Below are 16,179 nucleotides of genomic sequence, written 5' to 3' on the forward strand. Positions count from 1 at the left end.
CTTGAGTCATGAGAAGGCTGCTGATTGAGGTTGTCCAACAGTGTACGCAAAACGTGTCTGGCTTTGAATAGCGGCCAGCTACGGTGGGGTACATAATCACACGACTCTAGACACCTAAATATCCGAACTTCAAGAACAGCCTCCTTCGCCACTATCCCCCCCCGGATGACGTTTTAAATAAATGTGCCCTATTTAATACTAAGCAAATTGGAACGCCTGAAAGATAATGAAATGTCTCTGTATTCATCCTGGCGAGAAAAATAAATCAGACGAACACGCTGAAAAAAACTTAATGCCATTTCTACTCGTCGGCATGCAGTTTTATTCACGAAAATACAAGATAAAGAAAGAGATCATGTCAGAAAATTTTGATGTTTTTCAGCAGACGTTTGCCCTGTCATTATTGTCGAATCTGGATTCTAACTGTCAAGACCCGCGTAGTCCCCATGGCATCGACTGAATAAGGCCTTGAAGGAATCAACATGCCACCAATACGTTTTGTCGTCTTTATTGCGGTTTCATTGGTCGTATTCATCGGCATCCTGCGCTGGACTTTACGCGCCAGGCCGGTTACGCAGAAAGCCAGCCTCACTGGCAGCATTGCTTTCGTCATCGTCGTTGTCGGCATGTGCTTTGCCAAATTCGGCGCGATCGCCGGGTTTCCATGGCCGCTCTACTATGGCGTCCCGGCTGTCGTGACACTTGAGCTTCCTTCGCTGGCGTTGCGCATGCAAGGCAGTGAGTTCGCCTGGTATGTGTTGTTAGCCTTTGCCTCATCGCCGGCAATCCATGCTGTCTTCTCATTCTTCGTAGGTCGGCACGAGTACCTGCCAGTTTGGCATATACCCTCACTCTTGGACATGGGCACTTAAGCCCCCGGTCGGGCGGATTTTATTCATTGTGCTGCCCGCCTACGCCACCTCACTCACCACATAGCGGTATTTGCCCGACGCCTCCGCCGCGATCTCGTCGACTTCCTCGATGGCGATGTCGACCTGCGCGCCCAGCCTGGCCTGAAAGCCGGTCACGATGGCGCTGCGGGTGACATCGTCCAGACGCGGCAGGCAGACCAGCTGCACGCGGGTGCGCAGCAGGCTTTCCTGGATGATCTTGAAGCTGCGCACCTGCGGCAATTCGCGCACGATGTAGACGAGCGCCAGGCCGTGCATGACGGTGCCATCGACGGCCGTGAGGAAATCCGTGCTGCGCCCTTCGATCTTATGCAGCAGGGGCAAACCGCGTCCGCAGGCGCACGCTTGCGTGCCCAGCGCGCCCACGTCGCCCGTGGCGTAGCGGATGAACGGATAGTCCCGCGTGGCCAAATGGGTAACGACGATCTCTCCTGTGGCACCAAAGGGCAGCGGCTGGCCTTGACCATCGACGATTTCCACAATGACGTCTTCGGCCGTGATGTGCATGCCGCCGTCCGGGCATTCGTGGGCGATGAAGCCCGCGTCGCGCCCGCCGTAGCCGTTGGCCACGGGGCAGCCGAAGGCGGCGGCGATCTGCGCGCGCTGCTCGTCGTACAGGCGTTCAGCCGTGACGAACGCCACTTTCACGCCCAGGCCGTCGAGCGGCAGGTCGCGCGCGCTGGCATGGCTGGCGATGCGGCACAGGGCCGACGGATAGCCGAACAGCATGCGCGGACGCCAGCGGCGCAACTGCATGACATAGCCATCGAGGCGCGCCGGCGACATGGCAAAGGCGGGCAGCAGGGTGCTGCGCAGCAGCGCATCGCGCAGGCGGCGCAGGCGGTCTTGCGCCTGCAGCTCGATGGGCGAACCCCATAGCACGGCTTCGCGGTCGCCGATGTCGACGCCCCACCAGCGCGTGGCGCGCCACTTGGCGGCGATGTCGTGGCTGATCCTGCGCCGGCCGAGGAAAAACTGCAGCGGCTCGCCGCTGGAGCCGCCCGTGGCGAAAGGGCGCAAGCCCACGGCGCGGGCGGACTTGAAACTGTCGCGCGCACTTGCAATATCGCGCTTGCGCAGCAGCGGCAGGCGGGACAAATCGGCCAGTTGCCGTACTTGTCCCGGGTCGAAACCGCTGCGAGCGAACAGCGCGCGGTAATGCGGTACGTGCTCGCCCGCGTGGCGCAGCAGCGCGCGCAGGCGCGCCAACTGCCACTGCTGCAACTGCGGCGCGCTCCACCACTGCGAGCGTTCCAGCCGGCGCAGCAGGCGCGCGCTGTGGTGGCCCTTGAACCATTCATGCAGGGGAAACAGCCAGCGGGCGACGCAGCGCGTGTAGGCGCCGGGGCGCGGCGCGGCGCGGATGCGCCGGTAATGCGCGGCCAGGCTGGGCGCAATGCCGGGCCAGCCGAAAGTGGCGGCGTGCGCCAGGCCCGCGTCTACCAGCGCTTGTGCGCGCGGCGGGTCGCGCAGCAGCGCCAGGATGGCCTGCGCCATGGAGGCCGGCTCGCCGGGCGGCACCAGCAGCGCCGTCACGCCGTCTTGCAGCAGGGTTGGGATGCCGCCCACGTTGGTGCTGACGACCGGCACGCCGCAGGCCAGCGCTTCGAGCACGGAAATGGGCATGTTGTCGGCCAGGCTGGGATTGAGGACGATGTCGCTGGCCTGGTACAGCGCCGGCATGGCGGCGTTGTCGACAGGGCCGGCGAAGCGCATGCCATCCATCACGCCGAGCGACCTGGCCAGGCGCGCCAGCGCCGCGCGCTGCGGTCCGCCGCCGGCCAGCACCAGGCGCGCCGTGGGAAATGCCTGGCGCACGAGGGCAAAGGCGCGCACGGCGCTGGCGTTGTCGTACAGGCTTTCCAGGTGGCGCGCCACGAGAATGCACGGACCATTGGCGGATCGCGCGCGCAGTATGGCAGGTGTGGACGGCCTAAAGCGCTGCAAGTCCACCACGTTCGGCACGATGTGGGCCGTATGGCCATATTGCTCGAAGATGCCGGCCAGGTAGGCCGAAGGCACGACGATGGCGCTGGCGCGGCGCAGGCTGAACGCCACCAGGCGCGGCGCGCGGGCGAAAAAAACGGCCGCTTCGCCGCCCCGGTAATTGAGCAGGGTCGGCTTGCCTTTCAGGCTGGCGATCCACAATGCCGGTGCCGCGTGCAGATGCCAGGACCAGCCGGAATTGGCCATGATGTGGAACAAGTCGACCGTATCGGCCGTGCGCCACAGGCGCCACAGGTACACGGGCAGGCGCAGCGCCCCGCGCAGGTAGCGGATGCGCGCCAGCCAGGGCGGCGACACGGGGCCGTTGACGGCCAGCAGCTGCACTTGCGCGCCATCGTCGCGCAGCTTGCGCGCCAGTTGCTGCGTCTGATTGGCCATGCCGCCGGCCGGCGGCGGCAGCGGGCCGACCAGCGCGATGCGCAGGCCCGAGAAGATCATGGCGCTGCTCCCGCCGCCCTGCGTGCCGCCGCCACGCGCGCATACACGGGCGCGTAGCGGCCCACGCTGGCGCTCCAGCTGCGCTCCGTCTCGACAAACGCGCGCGCCTGGCGCCGCAGCGCCGGCCAGCTGGCGGGCGCCAGCAGCAGGGCCAGTATCGTTTGCGCCAGCGCATCGGCGTCGCCGGCGCGAAACAGCATGCCCGTCTTGCCATGGTCGACCAGTTCGCGGTGTCCGCCCACGTCGGACGCCACCACGAGGCGACCCTGCGCCATCGCTTCGAGCGGTTTCAAGGGCGTCACCAGTTCCGTCAGGCGCATGGGCAGGCGCGGATACACGCAGATGTCGACCAGCTGATAATAGGCTGCCACCTGCGCATGCGGCACTCTGCCCGTGAAGACTACGGCGGACTCGATACCCAATTGCGCCGCCAGCGCGCGCAGCGCCGTTTCCTGCGGGCCGCCGCCGGCCAGCAGCAGCCGCAGCGCCGGCTGCGTCGCCAGCAGGCGCGGCATGGCGCGCAGCAGCAGGGCCAGTCCCTCGTAGGCATAGAAGGAGCCGATGAAGCCGATGACAGGACGGCCATCCAGACCCATGCTGTGCGCCAGCGCGGGATCGGGAACGGCATCGAAGGCCCCGGCGTCGACGGCGTTCGGGATCACCGTGATTTTATGCGCGGGCACGCCGCGCGCGCACAGCTCGCGCCGCAAGCCGTCGCAGATGGTAGTGACGGCGTCGGCGCGGCGCAGCGCATAGCTTTCCAGCGCACGCGTGAGCCGGTAGCGCAAGCCGCCGGGGCGGCTGCTGCCATGGTCGGCGGCCGCGTCTTCCCAGAAGGCGCGCACTTCATACACGACGGGAATGCCCAGCGCGCGCCCTGCGTTGAGGGCGGCGATGGCGTTCAGGGCCGGCGAATGCGCATGCAGGATGTCCGGTTCGAGCCGCTGCGCCAGCCGGCGCAGGCGCACGGCCAGGCCGATGATGACGGCCACCTGCCGCAGCACGGGCAGGCGCGCCCACCAGCGTGCATTGGGCGCCGTGCGGTAGAAATGCCAGCCGTCGACCAGCTGCTGCGCGCCATCGGCCGGCCCCTGCTTGGCACTGGTGAGCTGCATGGTGTGCCAGCCCAGCGCGCGCTGTTGCCGCAGGATGGCCAGGGTGCGAAAGGTGTAGCCGCTGTGCAGGGGCAGCGAATGGTCGAGGATGTGCAGGATGCGCATGGCCTTACTCCACTGCCATGGCCGGCACTTGCGCCGGCGCCTTGCGGCCATCGACGGGCAGCACCTGGCGCAGGAAGGCCTCGAACATCAGCAGCGACCACAGCGGCGCGCTGTAGTCGCGTCGTCCGCTCGCATGTTGATCGAGCAGCAGGCGCACGTAGTTCATGTCGAACAGGCCGCACTGCGCCAGGGTAGGACCCAGCAGACGCTGTTGCAGCCGCTGGCGCAGCGGGCCGCGCAGCCAGTCGGCCAGCGGCACCGAAAAGCCCATCTTCTGGCGGTACAGCAGCGTGTCCGGCAGCAGCGGGCGCAGGGCTTTTTTCAGCAGGTACTTGCCTTCCCCGCGCCGCAGCTTGAATTGCGGCGCCAGGCCGGACATCCACGCCACCAGTTCATGGTCGAGCAGGGGCGAGCGCACTTCCAGCGCATGCGCCATGCTGGCCCGGTCCACCTTGGTCAGGATGTCGCCGGGCAGGTAGGTTTTCAAGTCCAGGTACTGCACTTGCGACAGCGGGTCTTGCGCGGGGCTGGCCAGCGCGTGCCGGCGCAGCACTTCCACGGCGCGGTAGCCGTGCAGGCTGCGGCGCAATTCTGGGCTGAACAAACGCGCGCGCATGGCGTCGCCCAGCAGGCTGACGCCGTGAAAATACGCGTCCGTCGTGTCGCGCGCCAGGCCCTCGAAGGTGGTCTTGGCGCGCAGGAAGCGGGGTGCCCAATCGGCCTTCGGGTACAGCCGCCCCAGGGTGCCGAACAGCGACTGGCGCAGGCCGGCCGGCAGCAATGGGTCCATCGCCTTGCGCACTTTTTCTTCGCGCATGTGCAGGCGGTAGCGCCGGTAGCCGGCCAGGCTTTCATCGCCGCCGTCGCCCGACAGGGCCACCGTGACGCGCTGGCGCGCCAGTTGGCAGACGCGGTAGGTGGGCATGGCGGAACTGTCGGCGAACGGTTCGTCGTACAGATTGGCCAGCAGGTCGATCAGTTCGAAGTCGTCCTGCTCCACCTGGCGCGCATGGTGCGCCGTGGCGTAACGGCGCGCCACCAGGTCGGCGTAGTGCGCTTCGTTGTACGCCGGGTCGCCGAACGAGATGGAGCAGGTGTTGACGGGCGTGGCGCTGGCTCCTGCCATCAGCGCCACGACGGCGCTGGAATCGACGCCGCCCGACAAAAAGGCGCCCAGCGGCACTTCGGCCACCATGCGGATGCGCACCGCTTCACGCAGGCGCGCCAGCAGTTCGTCGGCCGCCTGCACCTCGCTGGCGGGCCGATTCGGCGTGAACGGAATATCCCAGTACGATTGCGGCGCAGGCAGCGGCTGGCCCGCGCGGATGCAGAGGGTATGCCCGGGCGGCAGCTTGCGCGCGTGCTGGAAGATGCTGCGCGGCTCGGGCACGTAGCCGTAGGCGAAATACTCTTCCACGGCCAGCGGGTCGAGCGCGCGCGGCATGGCCGGATGCGCGAGCAGGGCTTTCAATTCGGAGCCGAACAGCAGGGTGCCATCGTCCGCCTCGGCGTAATACAGCGGTTTCACGCCGAGGCGGTCGCGTGCCAGGAACAGCAGATGGCGGCGACGGTCCCACAGGGCGAAGGCGAACATGCCGCGCAGGCGCTGCACGCAGTGTTCTCCCCATTGTTCCCAGGCGTGGACAATGACTTCCGTGTCGCTGCTGGTGCGGAACTGGTGGCCGAACTGGCGCAGTTCGGCCATCAGGCTGCGGTAATTGTAGATTTCGCCATTGAAGACGATGGCGATGCTGCGGTCGGCGTTGAACAACGGCTGCTGGCCGCTGGCCAGGTCGATCACGGACAGGCGCCGGTGCGCCAGCCCCAGTCCCGGTTCGCGGTGCACCCCCCCTTCGTCCGGTCCCCGGTGGCGCAGGCTGTGGTTCATGCGCGCCAGCAGCAGCACGTCGATGTCGCGCTGGCCCTGCAAATCAAAGATGCCGCTGATGCCGCACATGGGAGGCCTTTCAGGGAGTGGTGGACAGGGGAGAGGGCTGGCGCGCGCCCGTCAGGCGGTCGTACACGGCCAGGTAGGCGCCGGCCATGGCGGGCAGGCTGTGCTCGGCCAGCACCTGGCGCCGCCCGCGCGCGCCGTGGCGGGGACCCAGTTCGGGCATGCTGTAGTAGTCGAGCATGGCGTCGGCCAGCATCTCGGGCGAACCGGACGGCACCAGGGTGCCGCTCCAGCCCGACTGCACCAGTTCCGCGTTGCCGCCCACCTGCGTGGCCACGATGGGCAGCCCCGTCGCCATCGCTTCGAGGATGGTGTTCGAGCTGCCTTCGGCCAGCGAGGGCAGCACGAACAGGTCCATGGCGCGCAGCAGCTGCGCCACGTCGTCGCGTGCGCCGGGCAGCCAGGCAAGATGGGCCACGCCAGCCTGCTGCAGCAAGGTCAGGCATGTTTGGCGGCACGGTCCGTCGCCCACGATGATCAGGCGCAGGCGCGCGCGGGCGCCGGGCTGCGCCAGCAGCAGCAGGAACGCTTGCACCAGCGAGATATGGTCCTTGACGGCCGCCATGCGGCCCACGCTGCCGATGACGAAGGTGCCGTTGCACAGGAAGCCGGGCGGCCCCACGGCAGCCGGCGGGCCCAGACGCGGATGGAATTGCACGCTGTCGACGCCATTGCCGATGTGCGACACCTGCGCGGGCGCCGCGCCGATGGCGTTCACCAGCCATTCTCCCAGGTCGGCGCTGACGGCGATGAAGTGCTGCACCAGGGGCAGCATGCATTTGCGCAGCAGCCGGTATTTGCGGCGGGTGCCGTGCAAGTCGCTCATGTCGCGCCCGTGTTCGCCATGCACGCGCAGGCGCACGCCGGCCAGGCATGCCAGCAGTTGCGCTTCGAGGCAGCCCAGGTTGCGCGTATGCACGAGTGCCGGGCGCAGCTGTTTCAGTACGCGGTACAGGCGCAGATAGTGGCGCCAGTCCTTGCCTTCGCGCTTGTCCAGGCTGATGACATCGACACCCGGCGTGGTCAGGCGCTGGCGAAACGCGGTGGCGTTCTTCAGGCAGACGATGGTGTGCCGGTAACGCTCCGGCGGCAAATGGTTGATCAGGTTCACCAGGCCGTTTTCCAGCCCGCCCACGTCGAGCTGGTGGATCACGTGCACGATCAGCGGGGCGCTGCTGGCCTCCCGTGTGCTGCCAGTATCGGTGTCAAGGGCCATGCGGCAACTCCTGCAAGCGTCGTTCGATGACGGGCATTGCTGCCCGCAGGAAGGCTTGCAGGCGCGCGCGCGGTGGCGGCGCCAGCTCGTCGTAGGCGGCAAAGACGATGATGTCGGCGCCATCCTGGCGCATGCCCAGCAGCTTGGCTTGCGCCAGCAGCAGTTTCACCAGCACGGGCCGGGCCGTGACGATGCCGCCTTGGCGGTAGACGCGCCACACCAGCAAGCGTTCGCTGCCGTGTCCCAGCACGCTTTCGCGCACGTCCGGGGCGCCGCTGGCCAGGCTGACATGCTGCACGCGCTGCGCCAGCGGCATCCAGCGCGCGCCATACGGCAAGGTCTGGTGCGTCAGCAGTTCGGCATCGCGCGCCTGGCGCGCATACCAGTGCAGCTGCAAGCCCACGGGGGCGCCATCGCCGTCCTGGCGCGCATACGTGGCGGCAAACCGCGCGGGCGCGCCCGCATATGGCGCCTGCCAGATCGGCCCGCCCGGCGCCGCCTCGTGCAGACGCCGCCAGGCGGGCGGATCGGGCAAGGCCAGCACGGTCGCTGGCATCGCGGCGCCGTCGTGCCGGTGACTGGCCAGCGCCAGCGCCGGCCACAGCGATGCCATTAGGAGGCAGGCCACGCTGGCGCGGATGGCGGCGCGCATGCCGGCCATGCTGGCGCCAGGGGACACGGGCGGTAAGGCGGCGCGCGCCAGCGGCAATTCGCGCCAGCGCGCTGCCAGCCAGAACAGTAGCAGCACCACCACGCCGAAGAACAGCCAGCCATAGATCAGGTGGTCAACGCCCACGGCCAGGCGCATATTGCTCAAGTGCCCCAGCATCACGATCAAGTAGGCGCGCACGCCATTGGCCAGGATGGGCACCAGCAGGGCGGCGACCATGACGGCCAGGCGCCGCCGTGTGCTGTGGAGGTTGACGTGGGCGAACAGGGCGCCCAGGGCCAGCGCGGCAATCAGGTAGCGCAAGCCGCTGCACGCTTCCACCACCGACCAATTCCCCGTCGGCAGCGAAAAATGGCTACCATCGCGAAACACGGGCACGCCCGTCCATTGCAGCGCGGTCACCGTGAATGCGGCCGTAAAGTCGATCAGGGGTTCCAGGAAGACTTCGCCAAACGGCACGGCGAGAAACAGATACGCCAGTGGAAAGGCCAGCAGGCGCACGGCCGGCCAGCCGAAGATGGCCAGCACGCAGGCGGGCAGCATGGCCGTGGCTGCATATTGTTCCACCACCGGCACATGGGCGGCGTCGGCCAGCAACCAGGCCAGGCCCAGCGCCCCCAGCAGCAGCAAGCCTTGGCGCGATGGCTGGGGCGCCAGCGCGGCCAGGCGCGCGCGCTGACGCCAGGCCAGCCAGCAACTGATGGGAACGATCAGGAAACCATGCGCGAACGTTTGCGAGCGGGCCCACAATTCCACCATCGACCAGAAAGTGGCGTGGTACAGCAGCACGATGGCGGCCAGGACCAGCAGCAGGGCCGCCATGGCGGCCTGGCGCCGCTGTGCGCCAGGCGGCAGGACGGCTGCGTCCGGCAAGCGTGCCGCCGGGTCGAGCAATAGGCTCATGTGGATATCTCCCCCACGGGCTGTGTCGGCGCGGCGGCGGCGCTGCCGCTGCCGGCCGCATCCGCCTCGGCAGGCAGGCCCAGCATGGTGCCCAGGCTGCGCAGATTGCGTTCCCAGTCGTAATCCTGCAAGACCAGCTGACGCGCCGCCGCGCCGATGGCCGTGCCACTCCCTTCGGCCGTACCGCTCTGCGCGTTGCGCAGCACGCGCGCGGCATGGTGGATGAATTCGGCGTCGTCGCGCGCCAGCAGCAGTTCCAGGCCCGGCTGGGCGGTGATGCCTTCCAGCGCCTGCGGCGTGGCCAGCACGATCTTGCCCATCGCCATCGCTTCAAGCACCTTGTTTTGCACCCCGCGGGCGATGCGCAGGGGCGCCACGGCCAGCGCCGCGCCGGCCAGGTAGGGCCGGATGTCAGGCACCTTGCCCGTCACCACCACGCCGGCTACCCTGGCCAGCGCCGTCACGGCGGACACGGGCGCGCTGCCGACGATATAGAACTGCAACTGGGGAAATTGGCGCCGCAGCGCGGGCCAGACGTGGCGCACGAACCATTGCACGGCGTCGATATTTGGCCAGTAATCCATGGCGCCCGTAAACACCAGCGCCTGCACGCCCGGTGGATACACGCCGGGCTGGCCCGGCATGGGCGAGAAATACGCCGTGTCGACGCCATTATTGACATGGCCCGTCTTGCGCCGCGCCATCGGCGCGCACTGGCGGAACAGGGCCGCTTCGGCCGGCGAGACGAAGCTGGCGGCCGTGAACTGCTGGGCGATATGGCGCTCATACTGCAGCAGCAGCTGCGCTTCGCGCCGGTACAGCAGCGACATGGGCCAGGGCTTGCTGTCGCCGTACTGGCGCCATTTGTCGGAATCGACATCGACGAAATCGATCACGCGGTGCAGGGCGCGGCCTGCGCTGCCGTCGATGTATTGCGCCATGGGCCCGGAAAAGGCCAGCGCGTGGCGCACCCTGCCGCCTGATAGCAGGCCATCGACCCATTGCAGCAGGCGTGCATCGCGGTAGTAATGCACGCTCATGGCTTGCCGCGATAGCAGCGCCTGCATGGCGCGCCAGCGGGCCGCGCCGCGCCGCAAGTCGATGAAGCGCGTGCTGGCGCACTGGGCGGCCACGGTTTTCGCATGTTGCCAGTCGTCGTCATCGTCGATGAAGCAACCGAGGTGCACGCGGAAATGCCGGCTCAAGTACTGCAGCATGTGCCACGAGCGTATCTTGTCGCCCTTGTTGGGCGGATACGGCAGGCGGTGGGTGAGGAATAAAAGTTCACGCATGCTCAGCCCAGTTGCCGCACGATATGCGGCCCCAGCAGGTTGGCCAGCGGCAGCGGCAGGCGGCGCCAGGCGCGGATGAACAGCGCGTATTTCGCATTCAGGGGATTGACTTCCGGCAAGGCCGTGGCGCGCACCAGTTGGTAGGCATACGGCAGGGGCTGTGGCGTAAAACCCCAGTTTTTCTTGAAGTCGAAGGCGCCCGTGCCCAGCTTGCTGCGGCCGAAATCGAACAGGCGGTAACCGCGTTCGCAGGCGCGGCGCATCGCTTCCCAGTACATGAAGTCGTTGGCTCCCGTGCTGCGCGCCAGCGGCGTGCCACCGCCGTAATACGGCAGCACTTCATCGCGGAAATAGAATAGCAGCACGCTGGCCTGCGCCTGCTGGCCGTGATACACGGTGAGGATCTCGCAATCGGTGCCGAAGACCGTGCGCAGCAGGGCAAAATGGCGGCGCGCGAAGACGGGCGTGCCCAGCCGGTGCACGCTGGCCGCGTAGATCGGATAAAAGCGTTCGAGGCCATGCTCGATGGCGCTGTGCAGGCCGGCCGCCATGGCCTTGCGCACGACGGCGCGCTGCTTGCGGGGTATCGCCAGCAGATTCTGTTCGGCATCGGGGTGGAGGGGGCGGCGGAAGGTTGCGTACAGGGGGTTTTTCAGCCAGGACGTATCCGCGCTTTCCGGCGCATTTAGCGACGTATTTAGCGACGCATTTTCCGACGCATTTTCCGACGCATTTTCGTCCATTTCGCGCCTGCGGTACTCCAAGTGTCCCACGCCGAGGCGCCGCGCCAGGGCCTGTGCGGCACCGTCGAGGGCCAGCCGGACGGCCGCACTGCCGCCGGCGATGCCGCCGTACACGCAAAACGGCAGCGAGACGAGGGACGAGCCGAACAAACGGCTGCGCACATGCGCCAGCGGCAGCACGCCGGCGATGCGCCCGTCCTGTTCCGCGTACAGGAAATGGCTGTCGTGGCGGAAACCTTGTTCCATGATGGTTTGCCAGCCGGCGCGGTGAAAGAAGGTGGCCTCGGGACAGGCCTCGACAAAGGCATTCCAACGCGCATGCTCGCGCGCCTGCAGCGAGCGCACGGCAATGGTGGCGCTGGACGACGCCGGGTCGGGAGGAAGGCTGGCCTCGTGCATCATGTGCTTTCCAGAAAAATACGGTCCATGCGGTCCCAGGTGAAGTCGCGCGTCAGGCGCGCCAGCCGCGCTTCCATGCGCCCCAGGTTCAGGTAGTGGCGAAAGCGCGTCTTCGCGCTCAGGCCGGGCGGGCGCGGCTGGCCGGGATCGAGTTCCCAAGGATGAAAATAGAATATGCCAGCTTGCCCGTCGCGCGAATTGATGCGTCGCAAAAGCCAGCGCGACAGTCCATATGGCATCAAGCGAAAATAGCCGCCGCCGCCGGCCGGCACGTTGCGTCCGCGCAGGCGCACGGTGCTGACGGGCAGTTCCAGCACGCCGTGCGGCCCCCGTGGACGCCAGGCGAAGCGGGGAGCATCCGGCATGCCATAATGGTCGTGGCGGATCGGGTAGATGCTGGAACTGTAGCGGTAGCCCGCCTCCTGCAGCACGTCGAAGGCCCACAGATTGGCCGCGCCGATGGAAAAGCTGGGCGCCCGGTAGCCGTGCACGGCCAGCCCCGTCAATTGCTCCAGGATGGTCTTGCTGCGGCGCACATCGTCGGCGAACTGCGCGACCGACTGGTCGCAGGCGCGCAGGTGCGCATAGCCGTGGCTGGCCACTTCATGCCCGGCGCCGACCACGCGGCGCAGCATGGCAGGATAGCGCTCGGCGATCCAGCCTAAGGTAAAAAAGGTGGCGTGGATGCGGCGCTCTTCCAGCAGCAGCAGGATGCGCTCGATGTTCGCCTCGATGCGGCATTCCAGGCGCGGCCAGTCGGCGCGCGCGATGTGCGGCGCGAAGGCGGACACCTGGAAATAGTCTTCCACGTCGATGGTCAGGGCATTGCGTAGTATCGCCGGCGGCGTCATGGCGTGCCCCGGCACGCCGCCAGCCAGGGCGCAATGACGGCGGCGATGCGCGTGGCTGCGTGGCCATCCCAGAGTGGTGGAATGCGGCCCCGCTTGCCGCCCGTCTCCAGGGTGGCGCGCGCCAGCGCCAGAATGGCGGCCGGGTCCGTGCCGGCCAGGGTATTCGTGCCCTCGCTGATGGTGACGGGCCGCTCCGTATTGTCGCGCAGGGTCAAGCAGGGCACGCCCAGGGCCGTGCTTTCTTCCTGGATGCCGCCCGAATCGGTCAGCACCAGACGCGCTCCCTGCATCAGGCCCAGCATTTCCAGGTAGCCCAGCGGCGGCAGGCAGATGATGGCATGCCGCGCCAGCAATGGTTCCAGGCCTGCCAGGCGCAGGCCGGCCAAGGTACGCGGGTGGATGGGAAACAGCAGCGGCAGCTGGCATGACAGTTGCCCCAGCGCCTGCAGCAGCGCTTCCAGCTGCACCGCGTCATCCACGTTCGATGGCCGGTGCAGGGTCACGAGGCCATACACGGCCGGGCAGGCGTGGCCGTGGGCGCGCAGGGTGGTGGCGGGCTTTACTGCGCGCGGCAGCTGCTGCCGCAGGCTGTCGATCATGACGTTGCCGGTGAAGTGGATGCGCTCGGCGGCGATGCCTTCGCGCAACAGGTTGGCGCGCGCGCCTTCCTCGCTCGTCAGCAGCAGGCTAGCCAAATGATCCGTCAGCACGCGGTTGATTTCCTCGGGCATGTGCCGGTCGCCGCTGCGCAAGCCCGCTTCGACATGGATCACGGGGATGGCCCGCTTGGCCGCCGCCAGTGCGCAAGCCAGCGTGGAATTGACGTCGCCCACCACCAGCACGGCGTCGGGCGCCAGCGGCGGATGGGCGTCGAGCACGGCATCGAAGCGGCGCATGATTTCGGCCGTCTGCTGCGCGTGATTGCCGGAGCCGACGTCGAGGGCGATGTCGGGCGCGCGCAGGTCCAGGTCGGCAAACAGCTGGCCATTCATGGCCATGTCGTAATGCTGGCCGGTATGCAGCAAGGTCACGCGCACGGCAGGCACTTGGCGGGCCAGGGCGGCCAGGATGGGGGCCATTTTCATGAGGTTGGGGCGCGCGGCTACCACGCACAGCAGGTGTGCCGGCGCGCCGGACGGAAGCGAACGATGGGACAGGCTGGACATGCTGCGGCCTCCTTAGAATTGCATGGTGAGCGTGGCGCTGACGCCGTTTTCGCGGTAGTCGCCGCCCCGGTTGCTGGTGTGCCGCACGTGCCGCACGTCGATGCTGGCCGTCATGTTCGGCTGCAAGATGCGCGTGTAGCCGGCCGTCACGGTGATATTGTTGTCGCGCCGCGGCACGCTCAGCGAGCGCACGCTGGCGTAGCCGGCATCGACATGCATGCTGGTGCGCGCACTGGCTTGCCAGCTCCAGCCCAGGTTGCTGCCGATCTGGCGCGTGCGGTCTTCGCTGCCGAACTCCATGCCGGGCAGCAGGGCGCTCTCGATGCCGCTGGCCGTTTGCGCCGTGCGGTCGACGGCCGTGACGCCGACGACCATCGTGCTTTTTTCCGTGGCGCGCGCCATCGTCAGCTGCAGCTGTTTTTGCAGGAAATAGCGGTGGCTGAAGTAATTGATGGCGCCCTGTTCCGGCCCAAGCCTGTTGGCGTAACGCAGGAAAGCAGCAATGCGCAAGCGTCTGTCGCGCGCATTGGGAAACATGCCGCGCCATAATTGATCGAGCAACTGGCCCGCGTCGCGGTCGCTCAGGCGCGAAAACTGCGTGGGCAGGGTAGTGATGTTTTCGCTGTAGCTCAGTTGCCAGTTGGTATGGCGCTGCAGGAATGTGGCATCCAGGCTGTAGGTGTTGCCAAAAAAACGCTTGCCCGTGCTGAAGGCCACGCTGGTGCGCGGCGATGGCGTCCACACCCCGCCCAACGACCAGAAACGGCCTGCCGGCGCTTTGCCGGTGCTCGACATATAGCCTTCCTTTTCCATGCCGCCGCTGGCCGTGGCCGCCCATTTTCTGCCGAACGGATAGCGCAGGCCCACGCTGCTGCGCTGCATGCGCACGGGCGCCAGCTTGCTGTCCTGCGTGCGGCGCAGGTCGTGACTGGCGTTCCAGGTCCAGCCGCTGCCGCGCGGCTCGCCGCTGAGCAGCAATTCCATTTCATCGCTGTGGACGGACAGCAATTCGCCGCTGTCGACCGTATTGCGCGTGTAGCGCAGCTCGGCCGTGGCCAGGCCGCGGAAGCGGTGCCGCAAGTAGGGGCTGATGCCGGTGGTGCGCACCGTGCTGGCATTGTCCGTGTCAGGCAGCTCGGCTATCAGTTGCGGGCCGAACGGCGAGATATTGCGCCGGCTCACGCTGGTGTTCGCATCGATGAAGCACCAGTCCTGCACCAGTTCGGCGTCGGCTGCGGCGCGCAAGTCGTGGTTATCGCTATTGCCGCGCTGCCCCGAGAGGAATTTGTGCCAGCTGTAATCGAGGTGCACGCGCAGGCGCGGCCCCGTGCCGATGAGGGCGATGGCGGGCGCGATTTCCGTGATGAAGTCCGATTGCGCCTTGCCGGGCGGCGCGCGCAGCGCATTGTCCGTATAGCTTACACGCTGGCGCAGCGAGGGTTTCACCAGCCAGTCGACAGCAAAGGCCGGCATGGGCAGCAGCAAAGATAGCAACGGCAGCAACGGCGGCAGCGCCAGCGGTAGCGAAACCCGGCGGCTAGTCGTAATAGCCATAGCCGTAGTAGTCGTTGCCGGGGAACGATTTGGTCTTGTTGTAGATCAAATGTATGTGTTCGCATGAGTCGATCTGGCGCAGCGCTTCCTTGACCGCGTGCTGGGTCGTCGTTTCCGCCTCGACCACCATCACCACTTGGCCCATCTGTCCCACCAGCGCGTGCGCTTCGCTGGTGATCAGCAGGGGCGGCGAGTCGAAGACGACGACGCGGTCAGCGTAGCGGTTGGCGATCTCGGCCAGCAGCCGGCTCATGGCCCGGCTGGCCAGCAATTCCGTCGCATGCTTGTTGCTGCGCCCGGCGGGCAGGATGCGCAGGTTGGCCACGTTGGTTTTCAAGATCACGTCCGCCATGGCCAACTGCGGGTCAAGCAGCACGTCCATCAGCCCCGGCTCGGGCGACAGGCCCAGCACTTTCAGCACGGACGGGCGCGCCACGTCGGCGTCGACCAGCAGCACCGTGATGTCCATTTCCATGGCGATGCTCATGGCCAGGTTGACGGCGCAATACGTCTTGCCTTCGCCGGGCATGGCGCTGGTGACGACGATCAAATTGCCGTGGCGGATGGCCTCGGCGCCGCTGGCGCGCGCCTGGCGTAGCAGCGGGCGCTTGATGATGCGGAAATCTTCGGCCACCGAACTGCGCCCGCCTTCCTGCGTGAGCATGCCTTGCTCCGCCAGCCGGGCCAGGTTCAGGGTGCGGTACTGGGGGTTGCTGGCCGCCGCCAGGGTGTCCGCGCCGTCTGCGCCATCGGCGCTGTCAACTGCGTACGGCACGGGGGCTTCGGCGACGCCCAGGATGAGGGCTTCCTGCCTGCCGCTGTCCTTGCTGCTGCGCTCCTTGCTGGTCATCGTCG

12 protein-coding genes are annotated in these 16,179 nt (G+C 67.1%); 1 reads left to right on the forward strand and 11 read right to left on the reverse strand.

Annotated elements, in window-relative coordinates; translation table 11 throughout:
- The first annotated feature begins 482 nt into the window (after positions 1–482).
- Positions 483–872, forward strand: a complete 390-nt coding sequence (locus tag ACQ4W7_RS25800) for a hypothetical protein (protein WP_436534302.1) — start codon at positions 483–485, stop codon at positions 870–872.
- A 39-nt stretch (positions 873–911) separates the two neighbouring features.
- On the opposite strand, the gene ACQ4W7_RS25805 is transcribed toward ACQ4W7_RS25800, so the two are convergent.
- Genes ACQ4W7_RS25805 through ACQ4W7_RS25855 form a run of 11 tightly spaced genes read right to left on the reverse strand, consistent with a single transcriptional unit; the run spans position 912 to position 16,174 of the window.
- On the reverse strand, positions 912–3,356 hold the full coding sequence (locus tag ACQ4W7_RS25805) for a glycosyltransferase (protein WP_436534304.1): 2,445 nt from the start codon (positions 3,354–3,356) through the stop codon (positions 912–914).
- Positions 3,353–4,576 (reverse strand): TIGR04063 family PEP-CTERM/XrtA system glycosyltransferase, encoded by a 1,224-nt coding sequence (locus tag ACQ4W7_RS25810; protein WP_436534306.1) that lies wholly within the window; start codon positions 4,574–4,576, stop codon positions 3,353–3,355. The genes ACQ4W7_RS25805 and ACQ4W7_RS25810 overlap by 4 nt, the downstream gene beginning before the upstream one ends.
- 4 nt (positions 4,577–4,580) lie before the next feature.
- Complete coding sequence (locus ACQ4W7_RS25815) at positions 4,581–6,533, reverse strand: XrtA/PEP-CTERM system amidotransferase (protein WP_436534308.1); 1,953 nt, start codon at positions 6,531–6,533, stop codon at positions 4,581–4,583.
- 10 nt (positions 6,534–6,543) lie between these two features.
- Positions 6,544–7,746, reverse strand: a complete 1,203-nt coding sequence (locus ACQ4W7_RS25820) for a TIGR03088 family PEP-CTERM/XrtA system glycosyltransferase (RefSeq protein WP_436534309.1) — start codon at positions 7,744–7,746, stop codon at positions 6,544–6,546.
- Entirely contained in the window at positions 7,736–9,319 is a 1,584-nt protein-coding gene (gene xrtA, locus ACQ4W7_RS25825; RefSeq protein ID WP_436534310.1) for an exosortase A, read from the reverse strand. Before xrtA ends, ACQ4W7_RS25820 begins: the two co-directional genes overlap by 11 nt.
- Positions 9,316–10,611 (reverse strand): TIGR03087 family PEP-CTERM/XrtA system glycosyltransferase, encoded by a 1,296-nt coding sequence (locus ACQ4W7_RS25830; RefSeq protein WP_436534311.1) that lies wholly within the window; start codon positions 10,609–10,611, stop codon positions 9,316–9,318. Before ACQ4W7_RS25830 ends, xrtA begins: the two co-directional genes overlap by 4 nt.
- Positions 10,612–10,613: 2 nt before the next feature.
- Entirely contained in the window at positions 10,614–11,753 is a 1,140-nt protein-coding gene (locus ACQ4W7_RS25835; RefSeq protein ID WP_436534390.1) for a FemAB family XrtA/PEP-CTERM system-associated protein, read from the reverse strand.
- A complete protein-coding gene (locus ACQ4W7_RS25840) occupies positions 11,753–12,604 on the reverse strand; it encodes an XrtA system polysaccharide deacetylase (RefSeq protein ID WP_436534313.1) in 852 nt (283 codons plus the stop codon). Before ACQ4W7_RS25840 ends, ACQ4W7_RS25835 begins: the two co-directional genes overlap by 1 nt.
- On the reverse strand, positions 12,601–13,770 hold the full coding sequence (gene wecB / locus ACQ4W7_RS25845; RefSeq protein WP_426071136.1) for a non-hydrolyzing UDP-N-acetylglucosamine 2-epimerase: 1,170 nt from the start codon (positions 13,768–13,770) through the stop codon (positions 12,601–12,603). The genes ACQ4W7_RS25840 and wecB overlap by 4 nt, the downstream gene beginning before the upstream one ends.
- Before the next feature lie 12 nt (positions 13,771–13,782).
- Complete coding sequence (locus ACQ4W7_RS25850; protein ID WP_426071135.1) at positions 13,783–15,324, reverse strand: TIGR03016 family PEP-CTERM system-associated outer membrane protein; 1,542 nt, start codon at positions 15,322–15,324, stop codon at positions 13,783–13,785.
- The gene (locus tag ACQ4W7_RS25855; RefSeq protein ID WP_436534316.1) at positions 15,308–16,174 is read right to left on the reverse strand and encodes an XrtA-associated tyrosine autokinase; all 867 of its coding nucleotides are present in this window, start codon (positions 16,172–16,174) and stop codon (positions 15,308–15,310) included. Before ACQ4W7_RS25855 ends, ACQ4W7_RS25850 begins: the two co-directional genes overlap by 17 nt.
- Positions 16,175–16,179: the final 5 nt, after the last annotated feature.

It is taken from the genome of Janthinobacterium algoris (genome assembly GCF_051380935.1).
Lineage (GTDB): Bacteria > Pseudomonadota > Gammaproteobacteria > Burkholderiales > Burkholderiaceae_D > Janthinobacterium.

What these genes read in the sequence shown, in the direction of transcription:
- ACQ4W7_RS25800 (WP_436534302.1), top strand. Translation starts at nt 483, where the DNA reads ATGCCACCAATACGTTTTGTCGTCTTTATTGCGGTTTCATTGGTCGTA.
- ACQ4W7_RS25855 (WP_436534316.1), bottom strand. Translation starts at nt 16,174, where the DNA reads ATGACCAGCAAGGAGCGCAGCAGCAAGGACAGCGGCAGGCAGGAAGCC.
- ACQ4W7_RS25820 (WP_436534309.1), bottom strand. Translation starts at nt 7,746, where the DNA reads ATGGCCCTTGACACCGATACTGGCAGCACACGGGAGGCCAGCAGCGCC.
- ACQ4W7_RS25835 (WP_436534390.1), bottom strand. Translation starts at nt 11,753, where the DNA reads ATGCACGAGGCCAGCCTTCCTCCCGACCCGGCGTCGTCCAGCGCCACC.
- ACQ4W7_RS25850 (WP_426071135.1), bottom strand. Translation starts at nt 15,324, where the DNA reads ATGGCTATTACGACTAGCCGCCGGGTTTCGCTACCGCTGGCGCTGCCG.
- ACQ4W7_RS25810 (WP_436534306.1), bottom strand. Translation starts at nt 4,576, where the DNA reads ATGCGCATCCTGCACATCCTCGACCATTCGCTGCCCCTGCACAGCGGC.
- xrtA (WP_436534310.1), bottom strand. Translation starts at nt 9,319, where the DNA reads ATGAGCCTATTGCTCGACCCGGCGGCACGCTTGCCGGACGCAGCCGTC.
- ACQ4W7_RS25815 (WP_436534308.1), bottom strand. Translation starts at nt 6,533, where the DNA reads ATGTGCGGCATCAGCGGCATCTTTGATTTGCAGGGCCAGCGCGACATC.
- ACQ4W7_RS25840 (WP_436534313.1), bottom strand. Translation starts at nt 12,604, where the DNA reads ATGACGCCGCCGGCGATACTACGCAATGCCCTGACCATCGACGTGGAA.
- wecB (WP_426071136.1), bottom strand. Translation starts at nt 13,770, where the DNA reads ATGTCCAGCCTGTCCCATCGTTCGCTTCCGTCCGGCGCGCCGGCACAC.
- ACQ4W7_RS25805 (WP_436534304.1), bottom strand. Translation starts at nt 3,356, where the DNA reads ATGATCTTCTCGGGCCTGCGCATCGCGCTGGTCGGCCCGCTGCCGCCG.
- ACQ4W7_RS25830 (WP_436534311.1), bottom strand. Translation starts at nt 10,611, where the DNA reads ATGCGTGAACTTTTATTCCTCACCCACCGCCTGCCGTATCCGCCCAAC.